Raw genomic sequence first — 17,628 nt, forward strand, 5'->3', positions numbered from 1 at the left:
TGTCCTCGTCCTTGTTTCGATCCGCCTCTGAATGAAACGGGTTGAATTTCTCGCCGTTCGCGGCAATTGAGATCATGCCGCCTTGCGGTCGCTCGATACCGTTACGTTACATATGTTACGGTCGCGTGACATATGTAACAAAGAGGGATGACGATGCAGGACGAGAGCGAGGACCTGATGGTTCAGGCGGCGTGGTATTATCATGTCGAGGGCATGACCCAGGCCGGCATCGCCGAGCGCCTGAACCTGACGCGCCGGCGGGTCAACGAAATGCTGTCGCAGGCCCATGAAACGGGCCTGGTTTCGGTGCATTTCAACTCTCCGCTCAGCCTGTGCGCCGAACTCGAATCGCGGCTGTGCAACAGGTTCGGGCTCGAAGCGGCGGTCGTTGTGCCCTCCCCGTCCGACCCGGCGCTGGTGCACAAGGTGCTGGGCAAGGCAACCGCCGACCATCTCACGCGGCTGATCAATGCCCGTAAGCCGCACACCATCGGACTGGGCTGGGGCACCACCCTGCGCGAGACCATAATGTCGGCCCGACCGCAGAATTTCGAGGAGCTCGAAGTCTATTCGATCATGGGCGGGCTGACCCACGGCACCGAGATCAACACCTTCGAGATCGTGCGCAGCTTTGCCGAGCGTTTCGGGGCCAGCGGCAATTACCTGGTCGCGCCGATCTATATGGACAGCGCCGAAGCCCGCGAGGCCATTTTTGCCCAGAGCAGCTTTCGCAAGGCACTCGAGGCAGTCCGCAGTGCCGATGTGGGGCTGGTGAGCGTCGGCGACGTCTCGGGCCGCTCGCTTCAGGTCCGCTACGGGCTGCCCGAAGGGGTAGCACCCCACGATCTGATTGTGGCCGGAGCTGTGGGCGATGTGATCGGGCGTTATGTCGATAGCGAAGGGCGGCAGATCGACCACCCCCTCAACCGCCAGGTCATGGCGCCCGAGCTAGAGGATTTCAGCAAAATTCCCACCCGCATCGTTGCCTCGGGCGGGCAGCACAAGCACGCCATCATGCGCGCTGTGGTCGCCGCCGGGCATGTCAATGTGGTGATCACCGATGCGGATTGCGCAGCACAGCTTCTGGACGATGAGGCACCACGCGACCGGCGGGCGGTTTAGGCGTATCGACGAGGGGCGCTCGCGAGTCGGGAATGTGTGAGGATGCTGGCTGGGGCGGCAGGATTCGAACCTGCGAATGTCGATACCAAAAACCGATGCCTTACCACTTGGCGACGCCCCAAGGCGCGTTGGTTCCTACACCGTTTGCACAGCACCCGCAACACCTGTGGCGCATGGGTTTTGCATCAGATGTGAAAATTGCACGGGGTTGTAACAGAACCCCTGTGGCGCGGTGAATCGGCAGCGAAATTTGCTGGCCGGGCGGGCGCGAACAGGCTTGAACAGGCGTCGGGCGCATTATATAAGGCGCCCAATCGTTGCTGGCCCGGCCCTGCCGGACAGGCAAAGGGCCAGAACAGACCTATCGGAGTATAGCGCAGCCTGGTAGCGCACCTCGTTCGGGACGAGGGGGTCGGGTGTTCGAATCACCCTACTCCGACCAATAAAGCCGGGGGCTCCAGAGCCTCCGGCTTTTCCTTTGGCCGAGAGCTTGCTCAATCGACCGCGTTGGCGGTTTTGTCGAGTTCTTCGTCGACCGCTTCGGGGCTGTCGAGGGCGCGGGTGGCGGACTGGTCGGGGCCGGTTATCAGGCGGGCGCCCTTGGCGTAGGTCAGCCAGTGCCAGAGCCAATTGACCAGAACGTTGATACGGTTGCGAAAGCCCACGAGATAGGCGATGTGGACGGCGCCCCAGAGCATCCATGCGGGGAAGCCCTTGACTTCGAGCTTGCCGAATTTGCCCACCGCTGCCGAGCGACCGATGGTCGCCATGGTGCCCCAGTCGCGGTAGCGGAACGGGCCCTGCGGGCCCTGACCCTGTTGCGCGCGGATTATGGCCTCGGCGACATACTGGCCCTGCTGCTTGGCGACCGGGGCCAGGGCTGGAAGCGGTTTGCCGTCTTCGCCGGCAAGCGAGGCGGCGTCGCCGATGACGAAGATGCCGGGCATACCGGGGACGGTGAGATCGGGGGCAACGGGGACGGTGCCGTTCTTATTGGTTTTCAGACCCAGCCATTTGCCGACGGGGGTTGCCTTAACGCCGGCGCACCAGAAGATGTTGGAGGTTTCGATGAAATCGTCACCAGCCAGGACGCCGTTTTCGTCGATGCGCTCAACGGCGGAATTTGTGTGAACCTCGACGCCGAGATCGGCCAGTTTGCGCTCGGTATAGGCGCCAAGGTGGGCGGGATAGGCGTTGAGCAGGGTATCGACGGCTTCGACCAGCACGACGCGGGTATCGCGGGGGTCGATATTGGTGAAATCCCTGGCCAGGGTCGCCTTGGCCAGGTCGGCAAGGGCGCCCGCGGTTTCGACGCCGGTTGGGCCACCGCCGATGACGACGAAGGTCATCAGGCGCTTGCGCAGTTCGGCATTATCGGTCGTTTCGGCGCGCTCGAAGGCAAGAAGGACGCGGCGGCGGATGTTGAGCGCGTCGTCGATCGATTTGAGCGCCGGGGCAAAGGTCCGCCACTCATCCTCCTTGCCGAAATAGGTGAACGAGGACCCTGTTGCCAAAATCAACTGGCTGTAGGCGATTTCATCGCCGCCCACAGCCTTTACGATGCGGCGCCCGGTATCGATATCCTCGACTTCCTCCATGAGGATTTCGATGGAGCCGCCCTTGCCCGGAGCGAGCACTGCGCGGATGGGGACGGCGATTTCGGCGGGCGAAAGCGCGGCGGTGGCCACCTGATAGAGCAAGGGCTGGAAAAGGTGGTGGTTGCGCTTGTCGATGATGGTGAACGGAACACCGGCCCGTGCGAGGGTTTTGGCCGCGCTCAAACCGCCGAAACCCGCGCCCACGATAACGACGCGCTCCTTGTCTGCCATCAGTCCTTGCTTTCGTCCTTGTGGTAGAGGTCATGGGCACCGCGTTCGGCAGCCTCTTTCTGGCGCGGCGTGGCTTTTGACGACCTGATTACGCCATAGGCGATGACAAGGGCGAGAATGACGGCTCCGCCCAGGACGGCGAACAGCCAGGGAAAGGATTCCATTTCGTTCTCCTTTGAAAGGGAAACCCCATGACAGAACGCCTGCCGCTCGCGAGGGTTGCAAAAACAAAGGGCCGGTCAACCGACCGGCCCCTTGCGATTTTATCAGGTGCGAAGCGCTTATTTGCGCTGGAGCAGCGACCAGCCGCCCGCCACCGTCAGCGCAGCAAAGGCCATCTTGACGATGTCCCAGACGATGAAGGGCTGAACGGCGCCCTGGAAGGCGGAAACGAGCGCATTTGACTGATCGATCCATGCGGCCTGGCCAGCCATGGTCAAAAGCCAGACAAACCCAAGCACGAACATCACGACATTGCCCGCCAGCATGGCGGAAAAGCCTGTAAAGACATTGCGCATGGCGCCGCGATCGGCCAGCCAGCCGATAATGGCGGCCATGACAATAAAGCCGATAAGAAAGCCGCCGGTGGGGCCGAGAAGGTAGGGCAAGCCCGCAAAGGCGCCGGCAAAAACCGGGATGCCCGCAGCGCCCTGCGCGAGATAGAGGCCCACAGTGGCGGTGGCCATGCGGAAGCCGAACGCTCCGGCGATCATCGCGATGGCCATGGACTGGAGCGTGACCGGCACCGGCCAGACCGGCACGTTGACCTTGGCCGCCATGGTGATGAGCAGTGAGCCCAGGAATGCGACGGCAATTGCCGAAGCAATGCGCGCAGCCTGCGATTTGGGCTGGTAAAGACCGAGAAGCGTGTTGGAAGTGGCTAAAGTCGTGGCCATAACTTGTCCCTTTGGGTTAAAGCCGAAGCAGAGACCAACGTTCTAACCATACATGGCACGGCGCGCAATGGCTGCAAGTTTGCCCTCCCCATCCTATGATCGCGCATTCGAGCCTCGAACTGGCGAACTTGTTGAGGTGGCACCCGGCATCGCGCGGATCACCGCACCCAATGCCAGCGCCTATACATTCACCGGCACCAACAGTTTTCTGATCGGGAGCGGTCAAATCGCCGTACTCGATCCCGGCCCGGACGATGACGCCCATCTGCGGGCCCTGCTTGCCGGTATCGGAGGGCGCAAGGTGGTGGCGGTGATTCTGACCCACACCCACCGCGACCACAGCGGGCTGGCCCGCAGGCTCATGGCAGAAACGGGCGCGCCGCTGTGGTCGAACGGACCGCACAGGCTCTCGCGACCGCTCAAGCTTTTCGAGTTCAATCCCTTCGGGCGGTCAGGCGACTTCAGGCTCAGGCCCGACAGGGCGCTGACCGATGGGGAGCGGGTCGAGATCGACGGGCTGGTGCTTGGCGTCGTGGCGACGCCGGGCCATTGCGCCAACCACCTCGCATTCGCAGTTGAGGGCAGCGATTTCGTGCTCATGGGCGATCACGTCATGGGCTGGAATTCCACAGTGGTGGCAACGCCCGATGGCGATCTTGGCGACTATCTGGCTTCGCTCGACAAGGTCGTCGCCCTGCCCCAGAGCCGCTATCTGCCGGCGCACGGGGGCGAGATTGGCGATGGGCGGACCTTTGCCCTGGCACTCAAGGCGCACCGGCTGATGCGGAATAGCCAACTGCTCGAGGTGGTAGGGCGCGGGGAGACGACGCTTTCGGCGGCGGCGCGGGCAATCTACCCGGACCTGGCGGGAAAATTTGCGCTGGCGGGCAAGCAGACGCTGCTCTCGCACGCCGAATATCTTGCGGCGCGCGGGGAAATCGAGCTGCGGCGCACGCTATTGGGCGTGCGGCTCCTGGCTCGGGGGTAGATCGGAGTGGGGCACCGGGGGCTCCGCGGGCACAGCCTGGACCATGTTGTCCTGGATATAGGTCGAAACCCTGTCATCGAGCGCGAGCAGGAACGCCTCGATGGCCCGGCCATTGTCTCCGAGGTCGTGATAGACCGGATTGAGCGAGGCGGCGCGAAGATCGATCAGCGCGCCGATGGGGTTTGGCGAAACGCGAAAGGCGATCTCGTTTTCAAACCCCAACAGCGAGTGGCGCAACGCATTGAGCTGGCCGGTGCTGGTTTGTGTGGGGGGCGTTGCGGCCAGGATTTCCCAGCCATTGGCGCGGGCCAGCGTTTCCCCGAGGGTAAAGAGCACCTCGGGCGGGATCTGATAGGCGCGGGTGATAAGATTGGGAAAGGAGGCAAGCACCGTTTCCGAATCGATATCGGGATCGTTGGGGCGCGCGTCGAGCAGTTGCGGAGGATCGACCAGCGCGGTCGTGACATCGGCCGTCGAGGGATAGATTTCGCTCAGAGCCAGGGCAATGCCGGCCGGAGCCAGACACGCAAGGCCAAGCACAAATCCCACGCTGGCCGGGCCCCAGCCCCGGTCGCCGGTGAACCAGAGCCGGATATAGGCGGCAATGCCGATCAGAAATGCAGCAGCGGCGCTGATCGTGCCGATCGCCAGGCTGATTTCAAAGACATCGGCGGCGATCTGGCCGAAAAAATGCAGGCCGGTTGAAATGAGAATCAGAGCGGCGGCAAACAGGGCCAGCCGTCGCGCCCAGATCGCCAGTTTCGAGGTACGGACAAGGATGCGCATTCAGGGTCGAGCCTAAGGGAAAAGCCGGGTGCGCGACCAGTCGGAGGCGAGGTCGGGGCGCGTGAAGAGCACCCTGTCATGGAGCCGGAAGGCGCCGTCCTTCCAGAATTCGATCTGGAGCGGGCGCACCCGAAAGCCCGACCAATGGGCGGGGCGGCCAATTTTGCCATCGGTAAATTTTTCGGTCAGCGCCTCGACGCGCTTCACCAGGACGCTGCGGCTTTCGAGGGGCCGGGACTGGTCCGAGGCGTGGGCGCCGATACGCGACTCGGCGGGACGGGAGGCGAAATAGGCGTCGGCCTCGGTCCTGGCGACCTGTTGGACAGGGCCGCGCACGCGAACCTGACGGCGCAGGCTTTTCCAGTGGAACAGCAGTGCCGCCTTGGGCTGCGCGAGCAATTCGCGGCCCTTGGCCGATTCGAAATTGGTGAAGAAGACGAATCCCTCGTGCGAATAGCCGTTGAGCAGCACCATGCGCAGGTCGGGCATGCCGGTGTTATCGACGCTTGCAACCGCCATGGCGTTGGGGTCGTTGGGCTCGTGCTCGCGGGCCTCTTCGAGCCAGTGGGGGAACAGTTCGAGAGGGTCGATGCTACCATCATAGTCATCGTCGAACAGCAGATCGGTGAGCGAAGCCGTCACGGGTACAATCCATCCCTGCTGGACATTATCAAGGGCCGTGGCCATATAGAACGCAAAGCCGCGGAGCTTCAATGCCCCGCAAATCGTGGATCGAAAGGATTTGGCGCTGCCGGACAACATGCCGGAGCGCCCTTTTCAAGGTGTAACAAAGCGAATGCGCGACCCCTATACAGTGCTCGGCGTGCCAAAGAGCGCCAGCGACAAGGAGATCAAGAGCGCCTACCGCAAGCTGGCCAAGACCTTTCACCCGGATCAGAATCCGGACGACAAGGCGGCGCATGAGAAATTTGCCGAGGCAACGGCCGCCTATGATCTCCTGTCGGACAAGACCAAGCGCGGGCAATATGACCGCGGCGAGATCGATGCGGACGGCAATCCAAAATTTGCCGGTTTCGGCGGGTTCGACCCCTCGGGCATGCGCGGCGGCCGGACCGGCGCGGGCGCAGGAGCGGGCGGGTTCAATGCCGAAGATATCCTAAAGGAATTCATGAGCGGGTTCGGCGGCACACGACGCGGTCCGGGCGGCAGTCCGTTCGGTGCCGGCGCCGGCAGCGCGAGTTGGGACCCGTTCACGGGCACGACGACCGGCGCTTCGGGATCGGCCAAGGGCGAGGACGTCGTGGTCAATCTCGCCGTGTCGCTGGAAGACGCCCATAAGGGCGGTTCGGTTCCGGTGACCCTGCCTTCAGGCAAGACGGTGTCGGTCAAGCTCCCCTCCCCGCTCGAAGAGGGCCAACAGGTGCGATTGCGCGGCCAGGGCCGGCCTTCGCCGCTGACCGGGCAGCCGGGCGATGCGCTGGTGACGATAAAGTTTGCCAGGCACAAGCAGTTCCGCAAGGACGGGCACGATCTGCGCGTCGACGTGCCGATTGCGCTTTATGAGGCGGTGCTGGGCGCCAAGGTGCGCGTGCCGACGCTCGACGGCGCCGTGGAACTGACCCTGCCGCCGGGACCGGACACATCCAAGGCCATGCGGCTCAAGGGCAAGGGGCTGTTCGGCAAGGGCGATCTCTACGTCAATCTGCGGATCGTGCTGCCCAAGGGCGGCGACCCCGATCTCGAGAGCCTTATGCGGTTCTGGAAGGACCAGAAGCCCTACAATGTGAGAGACTGAACGCGGCCCTCAGCCGCGTGGCGCGGCGGCGCGTTCGAGACGGTCGTTGATCGCCTCGCCCAGACCGGCTTGGGGAATGGGCGCGACAGCAATCGATTTTGCCCCCGAAGCATCGAGCCGGGCAAGATGGGAGAAAAGGTTTCGGGCTGCCTCGCGCAGATCGCCGGTTTCCGAGAGATTGAGGAGCGGGCCCGCATGGGCGGTGCCCGGGCCGAAAGCGAGGTAGGCCTCGCTGGGCTCGGGCGCCGCGACCTCGAGACGGAGGGGCGCGTTGGGGGCATAGTGGCTCTTGAGCATTCCCGGCGCCGTGATGGCGGCGTTGGGGGTCGCGAGCGCTATGGGACGACCGAGAAAAGCCTCGATTTCCTCACGGGCCAGCGCGCCGGCGCGAAGCTGGGTGACCGCTTCGTCGGTGACTGCAAGGATTGTGGATTCCAGGCCGCGTTGACACGGGCCGCCATCGAGAACCGGGACCGCTCCGGCAAAGGCAGTGCGGACATGGTCGGCGGTGGTGGGCGAGAGTTTGCCCGATGGATTGGCCGATGGCGCGGCGACGGGACGGCCCAGCGCAGCGATCATTTCGCGCGCCATGGGATGGGCCGGAACGCGCAAGCCGACCGTATCGAGACCAGCGGTGACGAGATCGGAGAGACCCGCGCCGGGTTTTACCGGAACGACGAGGGTGAGCGGGCCGGGCCAGAAGGCGTCGGCCAGGCTGCGGGCGAGTGGGGAAAAGTCGCCGAAGCGCCCGGCCATTTCCATATCGGCGCAGTGGGAAATGAGCGGGTTGAAGCGCGGGCGGCCCTTGGTTTCGTAGATTTTCAGGACAGCGTCGGAATTGGTGGCGTCAGCACCGAGGCCATAGACCGTTTCCGTCGCGAAGGCGCACAACTGCCCCCTTTGCAACAGGGCTGCGGCGTCTTCAATGGTTCGGGGATCGGCGGGTGCTGGCTTCATCGACGTTGTTTGACAAGCGCCCGGTGCCGCGTCAAGAAGAGGAAACAGCCAAGGCACAGGTCCTGAGCCCTAAATGACCACCCTTCTCATCAGCCAGACAAACGGGTCGGCACATGCGACACCGAGCGGCCATGCCGAGCGGCAGGAGCGGATCGAGGCCGCGACAAGGGCGCTGGCCCATCCCCGTTTTGGCGGCCTGACGCGGGAGGCGGCAACGCCGGGCGATCTCGACCTGGCCGAGCTGGTCCACAGCCCCAAGGTCATGGATACCATCCGCGCGGTCCGGCCCGCCGAAGGGATTGGGCAGATCGATCCCGATACGTTCGTCTCATCGCGAAGCCTTGAAGCATCGGCCACGGCTCTGGGTGGGGTCTTGCGCGGGATCGAGGCGGTCATTCTGGGCGAGGCGCATAACGCGTTCGTTCTGGCGCGTCCGCCGGGACATCACGCCGAGCGCGACCGCTCCATGGGGTTTTGCCTGGTCAACACCATCGCCATAGCCGCGCGGCAGGCGCAACGGCTGTATGGCGCCGAGCGTGTCGCGATCATCGATTTCGACGTGCATCACGGCAATGGCACGCAAGACATTTTCAAAGACGACCCCTCGATCCTTTATGCCTCCTCGCATCAGATGCCGCTTTATCCGGGGACGGGGGCACCTCATGAGAGAGGTGTGGGCAACATTTTCAATGCGGCGCTCGAAGCCGGGAGCGGCGGAGAAGAGATGCGGGCGGCGTATAAAGGGCAAATATTGCCGGCGGTCGACAATTTCGCGCCGGACCTGATTTTGGTTTCGGCAGGCTTTGACGCCGAGCGGCGCGATCCGCTGGCACAGCTCGAATGGGTGGGCGCCGATTTCGCCTGGCTCACGGGAAAGTTGATGGACATTGCCGAAAAGCGCTGCTCAAACCGTTTGGTCTCGATGCTCGAAGGCGGCTACGATCTTGGCGGGCTTGCCTCAGGGGTGTCGGCGCATGTAGGCATGCTGCTGACCGGCCAAGCCGGACCCGATTATCACGATTGAAGACGAAGGGGCAGTTATGACCGAGATCGCCGAAATGAGCTTTGAAGCCGCGCTGGACGAGCTTGAAAAGATCGTTGCGCAGCTCGAAGGCGGCAAAGCGCCCCTGCAGGAATCGATTGCTATCTATGAGCGCGGCGAAGCGCTCAAACGCCATTGCGAAGCCCTGCTCAAGCAGGCCGAAGCGCGGATCGAAAAGATCACGCTGGCCAAGGACGGAACGCCGGTGGGCGTCGAGCCGCTGGATCAATAGGTCAGGAATTTCGCAGTGCTGGGAAAAGTGCGCATCGTTCTGTGGGCCCTCGTGGCGCTTGCGGCGGTTTCTGCCACGGTCATCTATCTGACAAAGCCCATCCAGCCATCGGGTGCGATGTTTGGCGGGCCGTTCGAAATGGTTGCCACATCGACGGGCGAGAGCTTTACCCAGGACGATCTGCTGGGCACGCCGACGCTCATGTTTTTTGGCTACACCTATTGCCCGGACGTGTGCCCCACCACGCTCGCGGAAGCGACCGGCTGGAAGCAGTCGCTCGGGCTCGACGATGACGAGTTGCGCATCATTTTCGTTTCGGTCGATCCCGAGCGCGATACCATCGAACATACGCGCGAGTACCTGTCCAATTTCGGACCCGATGTGATGGGCCTGGTGGGCGACGAGGGGCAGACCGAGCAGATCAAGCGCTCCTATGGGGTGTTTTCCGAAAAAGTGGATGCCGAAGGCTCGACCGACTATCTGGTCAACCACACAGCCTCGGTTTTCATGATCGATGCCGAAGGGGATTTCTTTGGCACCATCGCCTGGGGCGAGGACAGCCAGACTGCGCTCGACAAGGTGAGGCGCCTCACGGCGTCATGAGCCGCATAAGGCTCGACATTGCGCTCGAAAAGCGCGGGCTCTCTCAATCCAGAGCACGGGCGCGTGACGCCATTCTGCGCGGGACAGTCACGGTCAATGGCGCTGCGGCCGGCAAACCGAGCCAGCTTGTGGGCGAAAGCGATGCAATTGCGCTCGATGATCCCGCCTCACGCTATGTTTCCCGCGCGGCGCTGAAACTTGTCGAAGGACTGGAAAAAAGCGGCTTCGATCCCCGGGGAAAAATCTGTCTCGACCTTGGCGCCTCGACAGGTGGGTTCAGCCAGGTGCTGGCCGAGCGCGGCGCGCAGCAGATCTACGCCGTCGATGTTGGGCATGGGCAATTGCACAACGATGTTGCCGGGCTCGACAATATAAGAGCGCTCGAAGGGGTCAATGCGCGCGATCTGACGCCCGAGTTGATTGCCGAGCCGATTGCATTTCTGGTGTCCGATGTGAGTTTTGTCTCGCTGACCAAGATCATCGACGCCCCTTCGGCCCTATGCGCGCCGGGGGCGCAGGCCATTCTGCTCATCAAGCCGCAGTTCGAGGTGGGGCGCGATCATATAGGCAAGGGCGGCATCGTGGTGCCCGGGCCACATGTGGCGGCGGCGGTCGAGGCGGTGATGGCCCATATGGAAGCCCTGGGCTGGGAACGGGCCGGGCTGTGGCCCTCCCCGATCAGGGGCGGGGATGGCAATGGCGAATTTCTGGCCGGTTTCCGGCGGCGCTGGGCACCGATCTAGCCGGGACGGTGCGGGCGGGAGCGCCTGAAGGTCCGGGCTATGGTGCCGGCGGTGCGCGTTTCAAGCCGTGTCAGCGCCTGATCGAGCCCCCTCCAGCGGCGGCGCAGGCGGCGGACCGAGCGCAGGGCGAATTTGGAGCTGCCGATCAACAGGAAGATGGCGAGCGCCATAAGGGGCACGCCGACAGGGATCGGGGTCGGCGCCAGAATGGCTCCCGCGACAAGGAGCACCAGCGCGACGGGAATCGTTACGATCCTCCACATATCCGCCGGTCTCCCGATTCCGAACAATCGGGCCATTGCTAGTCGATGTCGACCACAGGATTATGACGGGCGATCGGGGCTTCAGTCGGAAATTGTGATCCCGAAGGCTTCGAGCCCTACATAGCGGCGCGAGCGTGAGGACATGGGCTTGATGGCCGAAATGCCCAGATCGCGCAGGATCTGGGCGCCAAGCCCGACCTCGCGCCATTCCGCCTCGCGGTCGCGCGCCGAGCCATGGTCTTCGCGCTCGGCCTCGGCGGCGGCCTTGTCGTAGGCGACGCCGGCATTGCCTTCGCGCAGATAGACGAGAACACCGCCCGTTTGCGACAGGGCGGCGATCGAAGCGTTGAGCTTTTCCGCACCGCCGAACACGTCGGTCACGATGTCTTCGCGCTGGAGGCGGACGTTGACCGGAGCGCCCTGCCCGAGATCGCCGAACACCAGGGCAAGGTGCTGCACGCGATCGAACGGGGTCGAATAGGCATAGGCGATGGCACGGCCCGCCGCCGTATCCATTTCGAACGTCGCGACGCGCTCGACGAGTTTTTCGCGGCGCTGGCGGTAGGCGATGAGATCGGCGACCGATATCAGCGGCAAATCGTGGGTTGCGGCGACATCGGCAACCTGCTGGCCGCGCGTGACGGTGCCATCGTCATTGACCAGTTCGCAGATGACCCCGACATCGGGCAGACCGGCGAGCCTGCACAAATCCACCGCTGCCTCGGTGTGGCCAGAGCGCATCAGGACGCCGCCGCGCCGGGCGATGAGCGGGAAGATGTGGCCGGGGCGAGAGAAATCCTCGGCGGCCACATTGCCGTTGGTCAGGGCGCGCACTGTCGCCGTACGATCATCGGCGGAAATGCCGGTGGTGGTGCCGTGCTTGAAATCGATAGTGACGGTGAATGCGGTCGAGTGAGCGGAGTCGTTTGTGGCGACCATGGGATCGAGGCGCAGCTTTGCGGCGCGTTCGCCGGTGATCGGCGCGCAGACGATGCCGGAGGTGTGGCGGACGATGAAGGCCATCTGCTCGGGGGTGATGGTAGAGGCGGCAGCGATGATGTCGCCCTCCCCTTCCCGGTCGTGATCATCGATGACGACGACCATGCCGCCACGCTTCATGGCATCGAGGGCGGCTTCGACGCGGGTGTCGGATTCAGAGATCAACGCTTTAACTCCGTTATGCTTGGGAAGGCCCCCTCACCCGGCGCATTCGCGCCGACCTCTCCCCCAAGGGAGAGGTTAAGGCTGCGCCTTCTCACAAATCGTTGCGGCCGAAACCGATGCCGGCTTCGCGGCCAGTCTGGCCACGGTGGCGCAGCATGTGGTCGGCGAGAACGCAGGCCATCATGGCTTCGCCGATGGGGACAGCGCGGATACCGACGCAGGGGTCGTGACGGCCCTTGGTGACGATATCGGCGTCCTCATTGGCGGTGGTGACGGTCTGGCGGGGGGTGAGGATCGAGCTTGTCGGTTTGACCGCAAAGCGCGCGACGATGGGATCGCCGTTCGATATCCCACCGAGAATGCCGCCGGCCTTGTTGGACAGGAATTTGGGCAGCGGGCGCTCAGAGCGCATCTGGTCGGCGTTTTCCTCGCCGGTCAATTGGGCAGCGTGCATGCCTTCGCCGATCTCGACGCCCTTTACGGCGTTGATCGACATGAAGGCCGAGGCGATGTCGGCTGACAATTTGCCGTAGATCGGGGCGCCCCAACCGGCGGGCACGCCTTCGGCGACCACTTCGATGATGGCGCCGACCGACGAGCCGGCCTTTCGAATGCCATCGAGATAGGTGGCCCAGGTTTGGGCGGCGGCGGGATCGGCGCAAAAGAAGGGGTTCTGGTCGACCTGATCCCAGTCGAAATTGGCGTAGTCGATCTTGTGGGGCCCGATCTGGACGAGCGAAGCGCGGATGGTGACACCGGGGATCACAAGTTTGGCGACGGCACCAGCGGCGACGCGGGCCGCTGTTTCGCGCGCCGAGGAGCGGCCGCCGCCGCGATAGTCGCGGATGCCGTACTTCTGGAAGTAGGTGTAATCGGCGTGGCCGGGGCGGAACTTGTCGCGGATTTCCGAATAGTCCTTGGAGCGCTGGTCGGTGTTTTCGATCATCAGCGAAATGGGGGTGCCTGTGGTGCGCAGGCCATCGGTGCGCTCGTCCTCGAAGACGCCGGAGAGGATTTTGACCTCGTCGGCTTCGCGGCGCTGGGTCGTGTAGCGCGACTGGCCGGGCTTGCGACGATCGAGATCGCGCTGGATGATTTCAGCCGAGATGGGAAGATCGGGGGGCACCCCGTCGACGACAACGCCAAGCGCGGGCCCGTGGCTTTCACCCCAGGTGGTGAAGCGGAAAAGGTGGCCGAAAGAATTGTCGCTCATGGGAGTGCCCCCGGAAATGGTGAGGGTGTTCTAGGCAGCGGTGGGGGTGCGGTCAATCGTTCGATGGGATTAGCGGACACGCTGCCGCAATGGCGCGAAGGCACTCCGCAGGGCTCCTCCATCCCCTGGACAGGGGATGGGATCATTGCAGGAGCCGGGGCAGAATTCGTGCAACTGGAAAGGGTGTGCAAGAGCCTGCGGAGCTAAGCCATGTTGGTTGCAGATAATTTCCAGAAGGGAGCAAATGGAGAGATCAACATGAAGTCAGGACTTGCTGCATTCGCGCTTGCGGTGGCCACTATCCTTTTCGCCACCAGCGCACACGCCGACCGCTATGACCGCCGCGTCAGGATCGAGAATTTCACCTCCACCACAATGACCTATTTCTACGCTTCCAATGTGGATAGAACCACCTGGGAGGAAGATATTCTGGGCAATTCGGTTCTGCCGGCCGGGCGGTCGATCGTTATCAACGTGGACGATGGATCGGGGTATTGCCGTTATGACTTCCGCGCGATTTTCGCAGATGGCGCAGACCTCATTCGATCGGGCGTCAATGTATGCGAAGTGGGCGTCTATACCTACTACGATTGACGCCCGCGTCATGTCCGATACCTGCCAATCGCGGAGCGGCCGCCCTTCAATCCCGTTCGCAGCGCCGATAACTCCTGGGATCGTCCCAATGGGCCTGCCCGGTGACCATATCGACGCGATAGAGCAAAAACTCATCCGGCGAGGTCCAGACGGCAACCGAACTTTCGCCGGCCTCAGGAAACCACGTTGTGCGGTTGGAGAACTCAAAGACCTCAAACGATACCGATTGTCCCGAGGACGTACTATGGCTCAATCTATTGTCGGTCAGATCGGCAAGGATTACAGGCTCCTCGCACGTCACCAGGGGCGCGCCAATTATCCCGCCGTCTGCCTGGGGAAACCCGACCTGCCATGAGCCGACAAAGGGCGAAACGATGCCATTGGGAACCGTCGGGATGCCTTCCCGGGCAAATTGAGCGCCGACCGGGTGGGTGAGGATCATAACGGCAATGCCAGCAAGGATCGGTGATTTTTTCAACTGCCCTACTCCATATCCAGGCTCGGGCCATCCGGAAAATTCCATCATGGAATCCGGGATACGTCAGCACGAGCGGCGGCCCATGAACGCTATAAAAAAAAGTTGAACTATGGCATCCTCTGTTCTGAGGATGGGTGGGGGCCGGTTTGTCTGCAATTTCGCTAGGTGAAAGACGGATAACCCTTCGCGGTTCGCCCAGCCTGATCTTGCTGGTTTCCGTGGCCTTGGCCGCCGTGGCGTTGATTGCGAGCCTGTATCTGGCAACCGCCCGCCCTTATCTCGATATCAGGGTCGGGCTTGCCGATGATGGCACCGTCCGGATATTCGAGGACGGCGGCCTGAACCTCACCGGGCAACGCCTTGTCGCCATAGGCACGCCCGAAACCGATGCGGTCGTCCTTGAAGCACGGGATCTGATCGAGGATCCCGATACAATTGCTACACGTTCGGCAAGACGGGCTTTCATCGAGCGGCAGAACGAGTTGACCGACATAATCGGGTCGTCTCAAGTCGTCCTGGAAACCATCACACCTTCAGGCGCAGTGGCACGACACGTCATTGAGCCTCAGTCCGCCCGCCCATGGACATCAATGCCCTTCCAATACTGGCTCCAGAATTTCGTAGGCATTGCGGGCCTCACGATAGGAGCCCTGGTCTGGGCCCTGCGGCGAAGGGATGCGGCGGCGTTCCTGTTTTTTCTAACGGGGCTTGGGCTGATGCTCTCGGCTGTATCGGCCTCTGTTTACAGCACCAGGCAGCTGGCACTTGAGGGCGATCTGTTTCAGGTGCTTTCGAGTATCAACCATCTTGGAACGTGCATGTTCGGGACGGCGCTGATCAGCCTTTTTCTGATCTATCCGCGTTCATTGTTGCCATTGGGATGGAGCGCTCTTGCCTGGGGTCTCACCTTCGCCGTCTGGATCGCGCAAACACTACGCTTGCTGGAAAATACGACGGTGCTTGCCTACGGCACCGTTCTTGCCCAGTTCTGCGCGATTGCAGCGCTGCTTGGCGTTCAGTTGTTTCTGGCGCGAAAGGACCTCGTGGCAAGGGCGGCACTTGGGTGGTTCGGCCTTTCAATTCTTTTGGGCACAGGCATTTTCGTTTTCACGATTGCCGCTCCGGTCATGCTCGGCATCGAACCGCAGATGTCACAGGGATATGCGTTCGGGGTGATATTTCTGCTTTACGCCGGGCTGGCGCTCGGTGTCGTCCGATATCGGCTCTTCGATCTTGGGACCTGGGCGTTTCGCCTCGGCGGGTACATGGTGGGCGCGGCGCTGCTTATCGGGCTCGATGCCCTTCTGATCTATGTCGTTTCCATGGATCGCGTTCCGGCGTTCGGGCTCGCCCTTCTTGCCGTCGCCTTCGTTTATCTGCCGTTCCGCAACTGGCTGGGCGATCTTGTATGGGGACAACGCCAAACCAACCAAATGCGACACCAGGCCATATTCGAGATTGCATTGTCCCGCTCTCCAACGGCTCAGAACCAGGCCTGGAAGGATTTTCTGGCGACAAGGTTTCATCCGCTGACCATTGAAACGGACGGGCGCCGCCCGCCATCGGTTCAACTTATCGAAGAGGGCATCGGGCTTTCGGTTCCATCGTTTGGAGACATCGATGGGACGATCCTTCGCTACGCATCTCACGGCCGTCGCCTGTTTTCCGAACGCGATGCGGTCTCCGTACGCGAGAATCTGGAGTTGCTCGGCCATGCCATCGACAGTCGCGACGCCCATGATAGAGGGGCGCGGGCAGAACGGGCGCGGATTGCACGGGATCTGCACGATAACATCGGTGCGCAATTGCTGCGTACGCTCAACAGCCAAACGCCAGAGCGAAAGGATGAAATCGTCAGCGAAACCTTGTCGGATCTGCGCGACATCATCACAAATGCGCAAGGCAATGGCATAGGGCTCGAGGAATTGCTGTCGGAATTGCGATACGAAACCGCCGAGCGCCTGGAAAGCCAGAACATCGAGTTGATCTGGCGGTCCTCGCTTGCGGACAAGGCGGTGGTCGGGGCGGGTTTGGCCCATACGATCCGGTCTATCGTGAGAGAAGCGGCCACGAACGCAATGCGGCACGCCGAAGCGAGGATGTTTACGGTCACAATCTTGCACGAGGGCGGCTATCTCAGCGCAACCCTCCACGACGACGGCAAGGGATTTGAACCCGGTCAATCGCGTTTGGGGAACGGAATAGAGAACATCATGGCGCGCGTTCACAGCCATAAAGGAACTCTTGAATTCGATGGCAGCCAGGGCACCACGATCAGCCTCAGACTACCTGTCGAACCGGAGACCGCGGCCCCATGATCGAGACCATATTGATCGTCGAAGATCAGCCCGACGCCAGGCTCTTGCTGGTCGAACTGGCGGGCAGGACCTTTGCCGGAGCCCATATCGAAACAGCCAGCACAATTGGCCAGGGTCGGCATGCGCTGAGCCTGGATGTTCCGGACCTGGCCCTTATCGATATCGGACTGCCCGATGGTTCCGGTCTCGACCTCATACGCGACATTTCCCATAGATGCCCCGAAACCATTTGCGTGGTTACGACCGTTCTTGACGATGACGGGCATATCGTGAATGCGTTTTCGGCCGGCGCACATGGCTATCTGCTCAAGGGCCAGGCTCCACTGCTGATCGAGCGCCAGTTGCGCAATATCGAACTGGGTATTCCCGCGCTGTCACCGACCATCGCAAGGCGAGTGATCGAGCACTTCCGCCGGACCGGTCCCATTGACGAGCCGGATGGGATTCTGACCGAACGGGAGCAGGAGGTTCTGTCCTATATCGCCAAGGGAATGCGCAATACCGATGTGGCACGCGTATTGGAGGTGTCCGCGACCACCGTCGCGAGCCATATCAAGAACATCTATCGCAAGCTCAACATATCTTCACGGGCAGAAGCAACGCGTCACGCAACGCGGATAGGGCTTTTGTAGCCGCTTCGATCC

Annotated in this window: 20 protein-coding genes and 2 tRNA genes; 11 read left to right on the plus strand and 11 right to left on the minus strand. The window is 62.3% G+C overall.

The genetic code is table 11. The features are described from left to right. The first annotated feature begins 153 nt into the window (after positions 1 to 153). Positions 154 to 1,122 (plus strand): sugar-binding transcriptional regulator, encoded by a 969-nt coding sequence (locus tag ACP148_RS11140; protein ID WP_421952456.1) that lies wholly within the window; start codon positions 154 to 156, stop codon positions 1,120 to 1,122. 46 nt (positions 1,123 to 1,168) lie between these two features. On the opposite strand, the gene ACP148_RS11145 is transcribed toward ACP148_RS11140, so the two are convergent. Further along, positions 1,169 to 1,243 (minus strand) — tRNA-Gln (locus ACP148_RS11145). A 244-nt stretch (positions 1,244 to 1,487) separates the two neighbouring features. Between ACP148_RS11145 and ACP148_RS11150 the strand changes: the two genes are divergently transcribed. After that, positions 1,488 to 1,564: transfer RNA gene (locus tag ACP148_RS11150), tRNA-Pro, on the plus strand. A gap of 52 nt (positions 1,565 to 1,616) precedes the next feature. Here ACP148_RS11150 and ACP148_RS11155 read toward each other — a convergent pair. The 3 genes from ACP148_RS11155 to ACP148_RS11165 all read right to left on the minus strand — a co-directional run bounded on the left by ACP148_RS11155 (position 1,617) and on the right by ACP148_RS11165 (position 3,847). Then, positions 1,617 to 2,951: an NAD(P)/FAD-dependent oxidoreductase gene (locus tag ACP148_RS11155; protein ID WP_421952457.1), complete on the minus strand. Its 1,335-nt coding sequence runs from the start codon at positions 2,949 to 2,951 to the stop codon at positions 1,617 to 1,619. Next, complete coding sequence (locus ACP148_RS11160; RefSeq protein ID WP_421952458.1) at positions 2,951 to 3,115, minus strand: hypothetical protein; 165 nt, start codon at positions 3,113 to 3,115, stop codon at positions 2,951 to 2,953. Before ACP148_RS11160 ends, ACP148_RS11155 begins: the two co-directional genes overlap by 1 nt. A 117-nt stretch (positions 3,116 to 3,232) precedes the next feature. Further along, positions 3,233 to 3,847 (minus strand): biotin transporter BioY, encoded by a 615-nt coding sequence (locus tag ACP148_RS11165; protein ID WP_421952459.1) that lies wholly within the window; start codon positions 3,845 to 3,847, stop codon positions 3,233 to 3,235. A gap of 67 nt (positions 3,848 to 3,914) precedes the next feature. Here ACP148_RS11165 and ACP148_RS11170 point away from each other — a divergent pair, with 67 nt between their 5' ends. Next, positions 3,915 to 4,835, plus strand: coding sequence for an MBL fold metallo-hydrolase (locus ACP148_RS11170; protein WP_425033503.1), 921 nt, complete (start codon positions 3,915 to 3,917; stop codon positions 4,833 to 4,835). On the opposite strand, the gene ACP148_RS11175 is transcribed toward ACP148_RS11170, so the two are convergent. Together ACP148_RS11175 and pdxH are read right to left on the minus strand one after the other, a co-directional pair. Beyond that, complete coding sequence (locus ACP148_RS11175) at positions 4,803 to 5,621, minus strand: DUF1499 domain-containing protein (protein WP_421952461.1); 819 nt, start codon at positions 5,619 to 5,621, stop codon at positions 4,803 to 4,805. The two genes, ACP148_RS11170 and ACP148_RS11175, sit on opposite strands and share 33 nt — an antisense overlap. Before the next feature lie 12 nt (positions 5,622 to 5,633). Then, positions 5,634 to 6,263 carry a pyridoxamine 5'-phosphate oxidase gene (gene pdxH, locus ACP148_RS11180; protein WP_421952462.1) on the minus strand — a complete coding sequence of 210 codons (630 nt, stop codon included), beginning with the start codon at positions 6,261 to 6,263 and terminating at the stop codon, positions 5,634 to 5,636. Positions 6,264 to 6,417: 154 nt separating this feature from the next. Between pdxH and ACP148_RS11185 the strand changes: the two genes are divergently transcribed. Then, positions 6,418 to 7,377 (plus strand): DnaJ C-terminal domain-containing protein, encoded by a 960-nt coding sequence (locus tag ACP148_RS11185; protein ID WP_421952463.1) that lies wholly within the window; start codon positions 6,418 to 6,420, stop codon positions 7,375 to 7,377. 9 nt (positions 7,378 to 7,386) lie between these two features. Here the strand turns inward: ACP148_RS11185 and ACP148_RS11190 are convergent, their stop codons facing one another. Then, entirely contained in the window at positions 7,387 to 8,334 is a 948-nt protein-coding gene (locus ACP148_RS11190) for an L-threonylcarbamoyladenylate synthase (RefSeq protein WP_421952464.1), read from the minus strand. A 73-nt stretch (positions 8,335 to 8,407) separates the two neighbouring features. Here ACP148_RS11190 and ACP148_RS11195 point away from each other — a divergent pair, with 73 nt between their 5' ends. From ACP148_RS11195 to ACP148_RS11210, 4 genes are read left to right on the plus strand one after another with little or no spacing between them, the layout of a single operon-like run. Then, a complete protein-coding gene (locus ACP148_RS11195) occupies positions 8,408 to 9,358 on the plus strand; it encodes a histone deacetylase family protein (protein WP_421952465.1) in 951 nt (316 codons plus the stop codon). Positions 9,359 to 9,374: 16 nt separating this feature from the next. Next, positions 9,375 to 9,608, plus strand: a complete 234-nt coding sequence (locus ACP148_RS11200) for an exodeoxyribonuclease VII small subunit (RefSeq protein ID WP_264225079.1) — start codon at positions 9,375 to 9,377, stop codon at positions 9,606 to 9,608. Between the two features lie 15 nt (positions 9,609 to 9,623). Continuing rightward, positions 9,624 to 10,211 carry an SCO family protein gene (locus ACP148_RS11205; protein WP_421952466.1) on the plus strand — a complete coding sequence of 196 codons (588 nt, stop codon included), beginning with the start codon at positions 9,624 to 9,626 and terminating at the stop codon, positions 10,209 to 10,211. Further along, positions 10,208 to 10,954, plus strand: a complete 747-nt coding sequence (locus tag ACP148_RS11210) for a TlyA family RNA methyltransferase (protein WP_421952467.1) — start codon at positions 10,208 to 10,210, stop codon at positions 10,952 to 10,954. Before ACP148_RS11205 ends, ACP148_RS11210 begins: the two co-directional genes overlap by 4 nt. On the opposite strand, the gene ACP148_RS11215 is transcribed toward ACP148_RS11210, so the two are convergent. From ACP148_RS11215 to aroC, 3 genes are all read right to left on the minus strand, one after another. Next, the gene (locus tag ACP148_RS11215; protein ID WP_421952468.1) at positions 10,951 to 11,217 is read right to left on the minus strand and encodes a hypothetical protein; all 267 of its coding nucleotides are present in this window, start codon (positions 11,215 to 11,217) and stop codon (positions 10,951 to 10,953) included. The two genes, ACP148_RS11210 and ACP148_RS11215, sit on opposite strands and share 4 nt — an antisense overlap. Positions 11,218 to 11,298: 81 nt before the next feature. Continuing rightward, on the minus strand, positions 11,299 to 12,378 hold the full coding sequence (gene ribB, locus ACP148_RS11220; RefSeq protein ID WP_421952483.1) for a 3,4-dihydroxy-2-butanone-4-phosphate synthase: 1,080 nt from the start codon (positions 12,376 to 12,378) through the stop codon (positions 11,299 to 11,301). 94 nt (positions 12,379 to 12,472) lie between these two features. Further along, positions 12,473 to 13,594: a chorismate synthase gene (aroC, locus tag ACP148_RS11225; protein WP_421952469.1), complete on the minus strand. Its 1,122-nt coding sequence runs from the start codon at positions 13,592 to 13,594 to the stop codon at positions 12,473 to 12,475. A 258-nt stretch (positions 13,595 to 13,852) separates the two neighbouring features. On the opposite strand from aroC, the gene ACP148_RS11230 reads away from it, so the two are divergent. Next, entirely contained in the window at positions 13,853 to 14,188 is a 336-nt protein-coding gene (locus tag ACP148_RS11230) for a hypothetical protein (protein WP_421952470.1), read from the plus strand. A gap of 46 nt (positions 14,189 to 14,234) precedes the next feature. Here ACP148_RS11230 and ACP148_RS11235 read toward each other — a convergent pair whose 3' ends face one another. Beyond that, entirely contained in the window at positions 14,235 to 14,666 is a 432-nt protein-coding gene (locus tag ACP148_RS11235) for a hypothetical protein (RefSeq protein ID WP_421952471.1), read from the minus strand. 146 nt (positions 14,667 to 14,812) lie between these two features. On the opposite strand from ACP148_RS11235, the gene ACP148_RS11240 reads away from it, so the two are divergent. Beyond that, complete coding sequence (locus ACP148_RS11240; RefSeq protein ID WP_421952472.1) at positions 14,813 to 16,984, plus strand: ATP-binding protein; 2,172 nt, start codon at positions 14,813 to 14,815, stop codon at positions 16,982 to 16,984. Next, complete coding sequence (locus tag ACP148_RS11245; protein WP_421952473.1) at positions 16,981 to 17,616, plus strand: LuxR C-terminal-related transcriptional regulator; 636 nt, start codon at positions 16,981 to 16,983, stop codon at positions 17,614 to 17,616. The genes ACP148_RS11240 and ACP148_RS11245 overlap by 4 nt, the downstream gene beginning before the upstream one ends. Positions 17,617 to 17,628: the final 12 nt, after the last annotated feature.

The organism is Pelagibacterium sp. (genome assembly GCF_965249125.1).
In the GTDB taxonomy this organism is placed as follows: domain Bacteria; phylum Pseudomonadota; class Alphaproteobacteria; order Rhizobiales; family Devosiaceae; genus Pelagibacterium.